Annotated in this window: 13 protein-coding genes and 1 other annotated feature; all 13 genes read right to left on the bottom strand. The window is 37.8% G+C overall.

The genetic code is table 11. The annotated features are described in order from the left end of the window. Positions 1 to 21: 21 nt before the first annotated feature. A complete protein-coding gene (rpsG, locus tag CI949_RS10235) occupies positions 22 to 489 on the bottom strand; it encodes a 30S ribosomal protein S7 (RefSeq protein ID WP_108138974.1) in 468 nt (155 codons plus the stop codon). A gap of 14 nt (positions 490 to 503) precedes the next feature. After that, complete coding sequence (rpsL, locus tag CI949_RS10230; protein ID WP_005488205.1) at positions 504 to 875, bottom strand: 30S ribosomal protein S12; 372 nt, start codon at positions 873 to 875, stop codon at positions 504 to 506. A 20-nt stretch (positions 876 to 895) separates the two neighbouring features. Beyond that, positions 896 to 1,138: a ribosomal L7Ae/L30e/S12e/Gadd45 family protein gene (locus tag CI949_RS10225; protein WP_108138972.1), complete on the bottom strand. Its 243-nt coding sequence runs from the start codon at positions 1,136 to 1,138 to the stop codon at positions 896 to 898. A gap of 221 nt (positions 1,139 to 1,359) precedes the next feature. Beyond that, the gene (gene rpoC, locus CI949_RS10220) at positions 1,360 to 4,839 is read right to left on the bottom strand and encodes a DNA-directed RNA polymerase subunit beta' (protein WP_290765984.1); all 3,480 of its coding nucleotides are present in this window, start codon (positions 4,837 to 4,839) and stop codon (positions 1,360 to 1,362) included. 26 nt (positions 4,840 to 4,865) lie between these two features. Continuing rightward, positions 4,866 to 8,120 carry a DNA-directed RNA polymerase subunit beta gene (rpoB, locus tag CI949_RS10215; protein WP_290765981.1) on the bottom strand — a complete coding sequence of 1,085 codons (3,255 nt, stop codon included), beginning with the start codon at positions 8,118 to 8,120 and terminating at the stop codon, positions 4,866 to 4,868. A gap of 363 nt (positions 8,121 to 8,483) precedes the next feature. After that, positions 8,484 to 8,855 (bottom strand): 50S ribosomal protein L7/L12, encoded by a 372-nt coding sequence (gene rplL / locus CI949_RS10210; protein ID WP_108138966.1) that lies wholly within the window; start codon positions 8,853 to 8,855, stop codon positions 8,484 to 8,486. Positions 8,856 to 8,879: 24 nt separating this feature from the next. Then, positions 8,880 to 9,395 carry a 50S ribosomal protein L10 gene (gene rplJ / locus CI949_RS10205; RefSeq protein ID WP_108138964.1) on the bottom strand — a complete coding sequence of 172 codons (516 nt, stop codon included), beginning with the start codon at positions 9,393 to 9,395 and terminating at the stop codon, positions 8,880 to 8,882. A 41-nt stretch (positions 9,396 to 9,436) separates the two neighbouring features. Continuing rightward, positions 9,437 to 9,567, bottom strand: a sequence feature (ribosomal protein L10 leader region). 42 nt (positions 9,568 to 9,609) lie between these two features. Next, complete coding sequence (rplA, locus tag CI949_RS10200; protein WP_365941476.1) at positions 9,610 to 10,314, bottom strand: 50S ribosomal protein L1; 705 nt, start codon at positions 10,312 to 10,314, stop codon at positions 9,610 to 9,612. A gap of 107 nt (positions 10,315 to 10,421) precedes the next feature. Beyond that, complete coding sequence (gene rplK / locus CI949_RS10195) at positions 10,422 to 10,844, bottom strand: 50S ribosomal protein L11 (RefSeq protein ID WP_076546200.1); 423 nt, start codon at positions 10,842 to 10,844, stop codon at positions 10,422 to 10,424. A gap of 47 nt (positions 10,845 to 10,891) precedes the next feature. Beyond that, positions 10,892 to 11,461 (bottom strand): transcription termination/antitermination protein NusG, encoded by a 570-nt coding sequence (gene nusG, locus CI949_RS10190; RefSeq protein WP_108138960.1) that lies wholly within the window; start codon positions 11,459 to 11,461, stop codon positions 10,892 to 10,894. Positions 11,462 to 11,497: 36 nt separating this feature from the next. Then, positions 11,498 to 11,701, bottom strand: coding sequence for a preprotein translocase subunit SecE (gene secE, locus CI949_RS10185; RefSeq protein ID WP_108138958.1), 204 nt, complete (start codon positions 11,699 to 11,701; stop codon positions 11,498 to 11,500). Positions 11,702 to 11,737: 36 nt separating this feature from the next. Further along, entirely contained in the window at positions 11,738 to 11,887 is a 150-nt protein-coding gene (gene rpmG, locus CI949_RS10180) for a 50S ribosomal protein L33 (RefSeq protein WP_014553844.1), read from the bottom strand. A gap of 242 nt (positions 11,888 to 12,129) precedes the next feature. Further along, positions 12,130 to 13,323, bottom strand: a complete 1,194-nt coding sequence (gene tuf / locus CI949_RS10175) for an elongation factor Tu (RefSeq protein WP_290765999.1) — start codon at positions 13,321 to 13,323, stop codon at positions 12,130 to 12,132. Between the last annotated feature and the right edge of the window lie 3 nt (positions 13,324 to 13,326).

The following is a 13,326-nucleotide window of genomic DNA, read 5'->3' as shown; positions in this document are numbered from 1 at the left end:
ATACATCATCACGCAACTAAATTACCATCTATAATGTGCAAAAGCTCTATTGGCTTCAGCCATACGATGGACTTCTTCTTTCTTTCTAACTGCGCCGCCTGTATTGTTGTATGCGTCTGTAATTTCTCCGGCAATTCTTTCTCTCATAGTTCTTTCACTACGACCTCTAGCTGCTGTTACTAACCAGCGTAATGCTAAAGTTCTTTTTCTATCTTCATCTACTTCTACTGGCACCTGATAGTTAGAACCACCAACACGTCTTGATTTAACTTCAAGAGCTGGTTTTATGTTCTCCAGTGCTTCATTTACAACTGTTAAGCCATCTTCACCAGTTTTTTCGGAGATGATATCAAGAGCACTGTAAAATGCTTTTTCTGCCAGTCCTTTTTTGCCATCCAGCATTAATTTGTTAATAATTCTGCTGACAACAACATTATCATATACTGGATCTGGTACTACATCTCTTTTTTCTGCTCTATTTTTGCGCACTAAAATCCCTCCTTTTACTTAGGTTTTTTTACACCATATTTGGAACGTCCCTGTTTTCTGTCTTCAACACCAGCTGTATCGAGTGCTCCTCTTACAATATGATATCTAACACCTGGTAAATCCTTTACTCTTCCACCTCTTACTAGTACAACAGAGTGTTCCTGTAAGTTATGTCCAATTCCCGGAATATAAGCTGTTACCTCTTTTCCATTGGTTAAACGAACACGAGCTACCTTTCTCAAAGCTGAGTTAGGCTTTTTAGGTGTAGCAGTATATACTCTAGTACAGACACCCCTCTTCTGTGGAGAACCCTCCAAAGCAGGAGCGGAAGTCTTCTTTTTAGTCTTTTCTCGTCCTTTACGGATCAACTGACTAATTGTCGGCATGCAATCCCACCTCCTTCCAATTATTTCAATAGAGCTGCAGAAGCTGCAGAAACATCGATCCCACAAATTCTGCCTAATTCATTTTTGCTTTCTACAATCTCAAAAGGAATATTATTATTATTAACAGCCTCAAGTATTTCTTTTTTTAAAGGCTGGTCAATATCTTTAGCTAAAAATATTTTTTTTACCTGATTTCCTGCTATAGCTTTTAATGTCTGTTTGCTGCCAACCAGCAGCTCATCAGTACTTGTTTCGCTTAGCATTTTAAGCAAACCTCCAGATCAAACTTTGTTGAGCACACTTAAGTATTTTAACAGCTTTAGAGTTCCATGTCAAGCTAAAATTAAAAAGAGTTTCTCCTTTTATTGATATTGTAAATTAAGAACTAATAAATAGATTTTCCCAGTCCAAATTCACCTGACAATAAAGGAGAAACTCTTCTGATTTATTTTAATGTTAATTTATCCATTTGGATTTAGATTAACTACTCGACATCAGTTAAATCCTCGGTTAAATCTCCAAACATGGTTCCATCTTCCTTAACTACATCTATATCTCTGTAATACTTCATTCCAGTACCTGCTGGAATCAGTTGTCCAATTATTACATTCTCTTTGAGTCCTAATAATGGATCAACCTTTCCATCCAAGGAAGCCTCAGTCAGTACTCTGGTGGTTTCCTGGAAAGAAGCTGCAGACAAGAATGAATCTGTAGCCAGTGAAGCCTTAGTGATACCGAGCAGTTCAGGTTTAGCAACAGCGGGTTCTTTATTCTCAGCTGCAACTTCCTCATTTGCTTTACGGAAATCATATCTGTTTACCAGACTTCCAGGCAGCAATTCAGTGTCACCAGGTTTTACAATCTTAAGTTTCTTCATCATCTGGCGAACAATTACCTCAATATGCTTATCATTAATTTCAACACCCTGTGAGCGGTAAACATTCTGAACTTCTTCTAAAAGATAATTCTGCACAGCTTTCTCGCCCTTAACTTTCAGCAGCACATTAGGATCAAGCGGACCTTCTGTCAGCTTATCACCAGCTGTTACATAGTCATCATCTTTAACAATCATCTTAGATCCGTAAGGAATCTTATATGTTTTCTTTTTGCCATCTTCATTTTCTACTACAACTCGCTTGGAGTTTTTCTTTTCGACAATGGTTACATAACCTTCTCTTTCGGTCATGATAGCCTGTCCTTTTGGAGTTCTACCTTCAAAAAGCTCTTCTACTCTAGGCAGACCCTGGGTGATATCATCACCAGCAACTCCCCCGGTGTGGAAGGTACGCATTGTTAACTGAGTACCAGGCTCACCAATTGACTGCGCAGCAATAATACCAATAGATTCTCCAATATCAACCTGCTTTCCTGTTGCCAGGTTGCGTCCGTAACATTTACGACAGACACCGTGCTGAGCTTCACAGGTTAAATTGGTTCTAATTTTTACTTTATCAATACCTGCTGCTTCAATTTCATTCATTTTCTTTCTATCAATTAAGGTATTGTTTTCAACAATTACCTCTCCACTTTCTGGATCTGCAATCTCTTCTGCAGTATAACGACCAATACAGCGTTCTGATAAAGGCTCAACTGCATTTTTGCCCTTGGGACCAATTGCTTCAACATAAATACCTTCTTCAGTTCCACAGTCATCTTCTCTAACAATAACATCCTGTGAAACATCAACCAGCCTTCTGGTTAGATAACCAGAGTCAGCAGTTCTTAAGGCTGTATCAGCAAGTCCTTTACGAGCTCCGTGGGTGGATAGGAAATATTCTAATACATCCAGGCCTTCACGGAAACTGGATCGAATCGGAACATCAATAATCCGTCCTGATGGATCAGCCATCAAACCACGCATACCAGCAAGCTGAGAAATCTGAGATGTATTACCACGAGCACCGGAGATAGCCATAATGTAAATATTATTGCTTTCGTCAAGGTTTTCAAGTAATGCATCTGTAACATCATCTTTTGCCTGGTTCCAGATATCAACAACTTTATGATACCTTTCATCCTCAGTAATAGCTCCGCGGCGGTAGTGGTTTTCAATCTGATGAACCTCATCTTCCGCTTTAGAAACAATTTCTGGTTTGGATGGCGGGATCTCTGCATCACTAACTGCAATAGAAATACCGGAACGAGTAGCAAAATCATAACCCATAGCCTTAATATTATCTAAAGTCTCAGCAGTTTTATCATTACCAACTTCTTCATAAAGGTCAGTAATTAAGTCTCCCAGATCACTTTTACCAATTCTCTCATTTACAAACTCAACTTCTTCAGGTAAAGCCTCGTTAAAGATAACTCTACCAATAGAAGTATCAATAATTTCTCCGTTAAGTCTTACTTTTACAGGAGCCTGCAGATGAACACGATCTGTGTCATAAGCTTTAATAGCTTCATCAGCATTGGCAAATATCTTACCTGCTCCCTTTCTTTCTTCTTTAATTGTTGTTAAATAGAAGACACCAAGAACCATATCCTGAGTAGGAATGGTGATTGGTCCACCATCAGATGGATTTAAGATATTAGTTGTAGCTAACATCAGCAGTCTTGATTCAGCCTGAGCTTCTACAGATAAAGGTAAGTGAACAGCCATCTGGTCACCATCAAAGTCCGCATTGTAAGCAGGACAGACGAGTGGGTGCAGCTTAATTGCTTTACCTTCAACCAGTACTGGCTCAAAAGCCTGAATCCCGAGTCTGTGCAGTGTAGGAGCACGGTTTAGAAGTACAGGATGATCTTTAATTGCTTCTTCTAAAATCCCCCAAACTGCCTCATCAACATCTTCTACCATTCTCTTAGCATTTTTAATGTTGTGGGCATGCCCCTCTTCAACTAAACCTCTCATTACAAAAGGTTTAAACAGCTCTAAAGCCATCTTCTTGGGCAAACCACACTGATGCATCTTAAGATCAGGTCCAACAACGATAACTGAACGACCTGAATAGTCAACACGCTTACCTAAGAGGTTCTGACGGAAACGTCCCTGTTTACCCTTAAGCATATCACTTAAAGACTTAAGTGGTCTATTTCCAGCACCTGTAACAGGTCTTCCGCGACGTCCGTTATCAATTAAAGCATCAACTGATTCCTGCAGCATTCTTTTCTCATTCCGAATAATGATTTCAGGTGCTCCAAGATCCAGCAGTCTTTTTAATCTATTGTTTCGATTGATTACTCTTCTGTATAAGTCATTCAAGTCAGAAGTAGCAAAACGTCCACCATCCAGCTGAACCATTGGTCTTAAGTCTGGTGGAATAACTGGAATTGCATTTAGGACTAAATTAGCAGGATTTAAACCAGAATCTAATAGACCATCCATTACTTCCAGCCTGCGAACAGCTCTTTTACGGCGCTGCCCACTTGCTTCTTTTACTTCTTTTTTAAGTTCTTTTACTTCAGCTTCAACATCAATTCTTCCCAGTAGTTCCTGAATAGCCTCTGCTCCCATAGCAGCTTTAAAAGTGTTGCCGTATTTAGACTTGGCTTCACGGTACTCACTTTCTGGCAGCAGCTGTTTTTCGCTTAATGGTGTGTCACCAGGATCAGTTACAATGTAATGAACAAAATAAATTACCTTTTCTAAAGCTCTTGGTGACATATCCATTATTAAACCCAGACGACTGGGGATACCTTTGAAATACCAAATGTGTGTGCATGGTGCAGCCAGTTCGATGTGCCCCATTCTTTCTCTTCTCACTTTGGATCTGGTTACCTCTACTCCACAGCGGTCACACACAACACCTTTATAACGGACCCGCTTATACTTACCACAGTGACATTCATAATCCTTGGTTGGCCCAAAGATTTTTTCACAGAATAAGCCATCTTTTTCAGGCTTTAAAGTTCTGTAATTAATTGTCTCTGGTTTTTTAACCTCTCCGCGGGACCATTCACGTATCTGCTCTGCAGAAGCAACTCCGATCCTCATTGAATCGAAATTATTCACATTTAACAAGGGTCTCTCCCCTTTCTATAGTGGAATTATTCGTCTTCATCATCATTATCACGACTTAATTTTAAGTCTGTATCTAATCCAAGTTTTTGTGCAGTTTCCATCATTTCATCTTCATTTTCAGCAACCTGCAGTTCCTCTTCATCAGAAGTAAAGATTCGAGCATCAAGCCCAAGGCTCTGCATCTCTTTAATCAATACTTTAAATGATTCTGGAATACCAGGATCAGGTACGTTTTCACCCTTAACAATGGCCTCATAGGCTTTAACTCTTCCTACTACATCATCAGATTTAACTGTCAGCATTTCCTGCAAGGTGTAAGCAGCACCATAAGCCTCAAGTGCCCAAACTTCCATCTCACCAAAACGCTGGCCACCAAATTGAGCTTTACCTCCCAGCGGCTGCTGTGTAACAAGAGAATAAGGTCCTGTTGAACGAGCATGTAATTTATCATCAACTAAGTGGTGGAGTTTAAGAATGTACATAACTCCAACTGTTACTCTTTCTTCAAATCTTTCTCCAGTTCTTCCATCATAAAGAACTGTTTTACCATCTCTTGCAAGACCGGCTTCTTCCAGTATATCCTCAACTTCTTCCTCTAAGGCACCATTAAAGACTGGAGTTTCAGTATAAATCCCCAGCGCTCTGGCTGCCATACCAAGATGAGTTTCTAATACCTGCCCAATGTTCATTCGAGACGGTACACCAAGTGGGTTTAACACAACTTCTACCGGTTCACCATTTGGTAGGAACGGCATATCTTCTTCCGGTAAGATTCTCGAAATAACACCTTTGTTACCGTGACGGCCAGCAAGTTTATCCCCTACTGAAATCTTTCTTTTAGTTGCAACATAAACTCTAACTAGACGATTAACTCCAGGTTTTAAGTCATCTCCTTGTTCTCGAGAAAAGACTTTGACATCCACAACTATACCTTCTTCACCATGCGGCACCTTTAAAGAAGTATCTCTAACTTCACGTGCTTTTTCACCAAAGATAGCTCTCAGAAGTCTTTCCTCTGCTGATAATTCAGTTTCTCCTTTAGGAGTCACCTTACCAACCAGAATATCTCCCTCTTCAACCTCGGCTCCAACTCTAATTATTCCTCGCTCATCTAAGTTTTTAAGAGCGTTTTCACCTACATTCGGAATATCACGAGTTATTTCTTCAGGACCAAGTTTTGTATCTCTGGCCTCTGCTTCATGTTCTTCTATATGAATAGTAGTAAATGCATCTTCTTTAACTAGATTTTCACTAATTAAAATAGCATCCTCATAGTTATATCCTTCCCAGGGCATAAAAGCAATTAATGAGTTGCGGCCAAGTGCCATCTCACCTTTTTCAGTTGACGCACCATCGGCAATAATATCTCCTGACTCAATCTGATCACCTTTCGCAACTATTGGCTTCTGATTCATACAGCTTCCCTGATTAGATCTCTTATATTTCATTAATTTATAGCTGTCAATTAAACCTTCTTCATTTTTAATCATTATTTTATTAGAAGTTACACTAACAACCTCTCCACCTTTTTCAGCTACAATAACTGCCCCTGAATCCTTAGCAGCCTTATATTCCATACCTGTAGCAACCATCGGTGCATCAGTTATCATCAGCGGAACTGCCTGACGCTGCATGTTGGCTCCCATTAGAGCGCGGTTAGCATCATCATTTTCTAAGAAAGGAATCATCGCTGCAGATACCCCTACCATCTGTTTGGTAGAAACATCCATATAATCTAAGTCTTCTGGATGAACCTCTAAAATATCTCCTCGCTTACGGGCAATAACAAATTCATTGGTGAAATTACCTTCTTCATCAATTTCTGCATTTGCCTGTGCAATTATATGTTTATCTTCCTCATCAGCAGTTAAGTAATCAATTTCGTCAGTAACTCGACTATCAACAACTCTGCGGTAAGGAGTCATTATAAATCCAAATTCATTTGTTTTAGCGTAAGTTCCCATTGTACCAATCAGACCAATGTTTGGCCCCTCAGGTGTCTCAATCGGACAGATACGCCCATAATGAGAGTGGTGAACATCACGCACATCAAATCCAGCTCTTTCTCTACTTAAACCACCAGGTCCAAGTGCAGATAACCTTCTCTTATGAGTTAGCTCTGACATTGGATTAGTCTGGTCCATAAACTGAGAAAGCTGAGAACTACCAAAGAATTCCTGAATAGATGCTACTACAGGTCTGGTGTTAATCAGAGCCTGAGGAGTAACTACATCAACATCCTGGATAGTCATTCTCTCTCTAACTACTCTTTCCATTCTGGAAAGACCAATTCTAAACTGATTCTGAAGCAGTTCACCAACAGTTTTCAAGCGGCGGTTACCAAGATGGTCAATATCATCGATATATGCTTCTGGATCATTATAAATCAGTTTAATCATATATTTTACAGTTGCAGCAATATCATCAATATGAAGATATTTGCGATCTTTATCTACATCTAATTCTAACTTTTTATTTAATTTGTAACGTCCAACCGCTGCCATATCATATCTTTTATGATCAAAAAACAGTGAGTCTAAAAGATTAGTAGCACTTTCTACTGTTGGCGGCTCTCCTGGACGTAAACGCTTATATAATTCAATCAAGGCTTCTTCTTTGGATTCAGTATTATCTCTTTCTAAAGTATCATGCAGCACTTCAGAATCTCCAAATTCATCAGTGATTTCTGCGTCTGTTCCAAAACCAAGTGCGCGCAGCAAAACAGTTGATGGAAGTTTCCTTGTTCTATCAACCCGTACAGAAATAATTCTCTTTTTATCATATTCAAATTCTATCCAGGCACCTCGATTAGGAATAATACTTCCCGTAATTAAACGGCGCCCATCTTTTGTTCTTTCATCACTAAAATAAACACCAGATGATCTAACCAGCTGATTTACCACAACTCTTTCGGCACCATTAATAATAAATGTTGCCTTATCAGTCATTAGTGGAAAATCACCCATAAATACTTCCTGTTCTTTTACCTCACCGGTCTCCTTGTTAATTAAACGAACCTTAACCTGCAAAGAAGCCGAATAAGTATCGTCTCTATCCCGACATTCTTCTACTGTATATTCGGGATCTTCTAAATAATAATCTACAAATTCTAGTACCAGATTTTCAGAAAAGTCTTCAATTGGAGAGATTTCATTAAAAACCTCATGCAATCCCTCTTCTAAAAACCACTGATAAGAGTTTAATTGTGTATAAATCAGATCTGGCAAGTCCATCGCGTCATCAATTTTACTAAAACTTCGTCTTTCCCTTGCCGTTGACATCATTGCACCCCCAGGAAATTCTAATAATTAGCTGAAACTATCCCATAATAATCATTTTCTTATTACCTTATAGACATCTAATAATGATAGCACAGGAAAAATCTCTTGTCAAGAGATTTTTGTATGAAATTCTCCCATTTACAATCTTTTTTGAGCATTTATTATCTTCATAATAAATATAAAAACTTATTCTGTAATTTAAATAAATTTTAACCAATAAATACATAAATTATATAAATTATAAAAACAATAAATTTATGTATATAAAAGAGAGAATCTCATATTTATTCATGAAAAAATAGTCCCACTGTATATTAACTATACAGCAGGACTATTCTCATAATTGCTATATTAAGACTGGACTTACTTAAGTTCTACAGTTGCTCCAGCTTCTTCTAATTTTTCTTTCATTTCTTCTGCATCTTCTTTAGCTAAACCTTCTTTAACATTACCAGGAGCGTCGTCAACAACAGCCTTAGCTTCTTTTAGACCTAATCCTGTTAGTTCACGAACTGCTTTGATAACTTTAATTTTCTTACCGCCAACATCAGCTAAGAAAACATCAAACTCAGATTTTTCTTCTTCTGCTGCGCCACCGGCTGCGCCAGCACCACCAGCTACTGCTACAGGAGCAGCTGCACTTACACCAAACTTTTCTTCTAATTCTTCAACCAGCTCAGATAATTCTAAAACACTCATTTCCTCAATTGCACTAATAATTTCTTCTTTATTCATTATAATAATCCTCCTTAAATTTTTTTAAGCTTTCTCTTCTTTAATTTGATTTAATACCTGTACTAAGCCGCGGATATTACCCTGCAGCACATTGACCAATCCAGATAGGGGTGCTTTCATACTTGCAAAAGCCTTTGCGAGAAGTTCTTCTCTGGATGGAATTTCTGCCAGGGATTCCACTTTTTCTTTACTTATAATTTCACCATTTAAAAGACCAGCTTTAATCTCTAAAACTTCATGATCTTTAGCGAATTCAACCAAAACTTTAGCAGGAGACACAGCATCATCTTCACCAAAGGCTATCGCTGTAGGTCCTGAAAAGTATTCTGTCATTTCTTCCATTTCAACATCATTAGCAGCAATAGTAGCCAGAGTATTTTTTACAACTTTAAACTCTACTCCCGCTTCTCTTAATTTGCTTCTTAATTCAGTCATTTCGGCAACATTTAAACCCAGATAATCTGTAATTACAAGTGATTTTGCACTACTAAATTTATCAGTAAGTTCTTTAACAACCGCTTCTTTTTCTGGTCTTGCCACATTTTCACCCCCTCAAAATATGAGCTTAACAATAAATCTTATCTAAAATGAAAAAACCTCCTGTAGACAGTCAGGAGGTATAAATGCAAAAATTAAATTTGCAGAAAGTTGCCCTCGGCAGGAAATTTAAGCATTGCGCCCCTGCTGTCTTCGGTAAGGTTATTTTCTTGTCTAAATAAATATAACACAAAAATCGTAACAGGTCAAACTTTTTTTATCTTCCAATAAAGGACATTGTAGCTGCTGGATCAATCTTTACTCCAGGACCCATTGTTGGTGAGATAGCTAAACTTCTAAAGAATTTACCTTTAGCTGCTGCTGGACGTTCTTTTGCAAGAGTGTCCATGATTTTGTGGTAGTTATTTAAAAGTTCTTCTTCTGTAAAAGAAGCTTTACCAATTGGTAAGTGGACAATACCAGTTTTATCAACACGGTATTCAAGCTTACCTGCTTTAAATTCAGCTACTGCTTTTTCTAATTCGAAAGTAACAGTACCTGCTTTAGGATTAGGCATTAAACCTTTAGGTCCTAAAACTCTACCCAAGCGGCCAACAACACTCATCATATCAGGTGTAGCAATAGCTAAATCAAAATCTAACCAGCCACCTTCAATTTTTTCTGCCAGTTCTTCGCCACCAACAAAATCTGCGCCAGCTTCTTCAGCTTCTTTGGCTTTTTCACCTTTAGCAAACACAACTAATGTTACTTCCTGACCTGTACCTTCCGGTAAAACAACAGTCCCTCTAATATTCTGATCAGCGTGCTTGGGATCTACTCCCAGTCTTGCTGAAAGCTCAATTGTTTCGTCAAAGTTTGCAGTTGCAAGTTCTTTAACTAATTCAAAAGCTTCTTTTGGGGCAAATAATTTTTCGCGATCGTATTTTTCTAAAGTTTCTGCATATCTTCTGCTTTTTGCCATTATTATTCCTCCTTTGTGGTATTAGCGGAATCTTCCTCCCACTGAATTACGTCTATTAATCATCTCGATTTTATTTCTCATTTTTCTAATAGAGTTAATTAGTAAATTTACTCTACCAGAATTCCCATACTTCTTGCTGTACCTTCAATCATGCTCATTGCAGCTTCTAAACTACCTGCATTTAAGTCCTGCATTTTAGTTTCTGCAATCTTCTGTACTGCATCTTTACTTACAGTAGCCACTTTATTTACATTTGGTTCTCCAGAAGCAGTATCAATTCCTGCAGCCTGCTTTAATAATACAGCAGCCGGTGGAGTTTTAGTGATAAAATCAAAAGAACGATCCTGATATACTGTAATTTCTACCGGAATTAATGTTCCCTGATTATCTTTAGTCTTAGCATTAAAAGATTTACAGAATTCCATAATATTAACACCATGCTGTCCTAATGCAGGACCTACAGGTGGTGCAGGGTTAGCCTGTCCTCCTGGAATCTGCAATTTAATTACTGTCATTACCTGTTTAGCCATTTAAAACACCCCTTTCTTCAAAATAATTATCTATTTGAAAAGATAAACTAATGTTTCTCAAATTGATCAAACTCTAATTCAACTGGAGTTTCACGTCCAAACATCGAAACAAGGATTTTTGCCTTACCCTGTTCAGGATGAATTTCTTTAATAACTCCATCGAAATCTTCAAATGGACCATCTTTTACTGTTACCTGGTCGCCAACTTCAAAATCAACAGAAACTTTTTTAGCTTTTTCACCCATGCTGCTTAAGATAGCATCGACTTCTGCTTTTTCTACAGGAAGTGGTTTTGTTCCTCCACTGACAAAGCCAATTACTCCGGGTGTGTTTTTAACAACATACCAGGACTTATCATTCATATCCATCTGCAGTAATATATATCCAGGAAAAATTCTTTTCTTTACTACTTCATCTTTCCCCTTTTTCTTTTCGATCTTTTCTTCAGTTGGAACTAGAATTCTAAAAATACTGTCTTCCATACCTGTACTGGCTATTCTTTTTTCAAGATTTGCCTTAACTTTTCTTTCATGTCCCGAATATGTATGAACAACATACCAGGGAATATCTTCTCTTGCTTTTTCTAACTCTTCATTTAACTTACTTTCTTCACTCATATTTAAGGATTCTCTAAAGAATCCTCACCTCCTCAATTACGAAATTAATGGAGTAATTATATTAGCCAGTGCCAGATCTATTAAACCAATAAATGATATCAAAGCAATTACTGTGACAATTACAACTAATGTATTTGAAGTAATTTCTTCTTTGTTTGGCCAGTTCACTTTTTTTAGTTCAGATTTAACTGACTTAAAAAACTTGGCTGTTTTACCAAAAAACCCGAGCTCTTTTGCCATCTTTAAATCACTTCCTCAGCTAAAGTATTAATGATTCTACTTTGTTTCACGATGGAGGGTATGCTCCTTGCAAAACTTACAATATTTTTTTAATTCCAGTCTATCACGAGTATTCTTCTTATTTTTTTTGGTAGAATAATTGCGGTTTTTGCATTCTGTACATTCAAGTGTAATAATTTCTCTCACCGTAAATCCACCTCCTCAATCAAACAGATACTGCTTGAAAAACTTATATTAAGAGGTTTTAATTGTTCTCCCTCTTGAGTTTGCCTAATTTTTTTCTGATTCTTAACCTTAATTAATTTACCATATTTAAAGACTAATGTCAATGTTTTTTTAGAAAAAAAGCATGTGCAGTTTAGTTCTGCACATGCCTATGGAATTAAATTTAAGTTTTAATAACTTAATGTAACAAGCATTTATTGTACTTACTCAATAATTTCAGTTACAACTCCAGCTCCTACTGTGTGACCACCTTCACGGATTGCAAAACGTAGTCCTTCTTCCATAGCTATTGGAGTAATTAACTCTCCTGTCATCTCAATGTTATCTCCAGGCATTACCATGTCTACTCCTTCTGGTAACTGAATTGTTCCTGTTACATCTGTTGTACGGAAGTAGAACTGTGGTCTATATCCATCAAAGAATGGTGTGTGTCTTCCACCCTCATCTTTACTTAATACATATACCTCAGCGTAAAACTTTGTATGTGGTGTAATACTTCCTGGCTTTGCCAGTACCTGACCTCTTTCGATGTCTTCTCTTTTTACACCTCTTAATAATGCTCCAATGTTATCTCCCGCTACTGCTTCGTCTAACATCTTACGGAACATTTCTACTCCTGTTACTACTGTTGTTTCTGTTTCTTTGATTCCTACAATCTCTACCTCATCTGATGGATGTAGAGTTCCTCTTTCGATTCTTCCTGTTGCTACTGTTCCACGTCCTGTGATTGAGAATACATCCTCAACAGGCATTAAGAATGGCTTTTCTGTATCTCTTTCTGGCTCTGGAATATAGCTATCTACTGCATCCATAAGCTCAATGATCTTCTTACCCCATTCTCCTTCAGGATCTCCATTTTCAGCAGCTTTTAAAGCTGATCCTACTATTACAGGAATATCGTCTCCTGGGAATTCATATTCGTTTAAGAGTTCTCTTACTTCCATTTCTACAAGTTCGATTAACTCTTCGTCGTCTACCATATCTGCTTTGTTTAAGAATACTACAATTGATGGTACTCCAACCTGTCTTGCTAAGAGAATATGCTCTCTTGTCTGTGGCATTGGTCCATCTGCTGCAGATACTACTAAGATTGCTCCATCCATCTGCGCTGCACCTGTAATCATGTTCTTTACATAGTCAGCGTGTCCTGGACAGTCTACGTGAGCATAGTGTCTTGTTTCTGTTTCATACTCTACGTGAGATGTCGCAATTGTGATTCCTCTTTCTTTTTCTTCTGGAGCATTATCAATTGTATCAAATGCTCTTACTTCTGCTCCACCATAGTTTGCTAACACATTTGTGATAGCTGCTGTTAGTGTTGTTTTTCCATGGTCAACATGTCCTATTGTTCCTATGTTAACATGTGGTTTTGTTCTTTCAAATTTTGCTTTTGCCATTTT

This window comes from Halanaerobium sp., from assembly GCF_003070835.1.
This window is presented reverse-complemented; position numbering and strand designations above follow the sequence as displayed.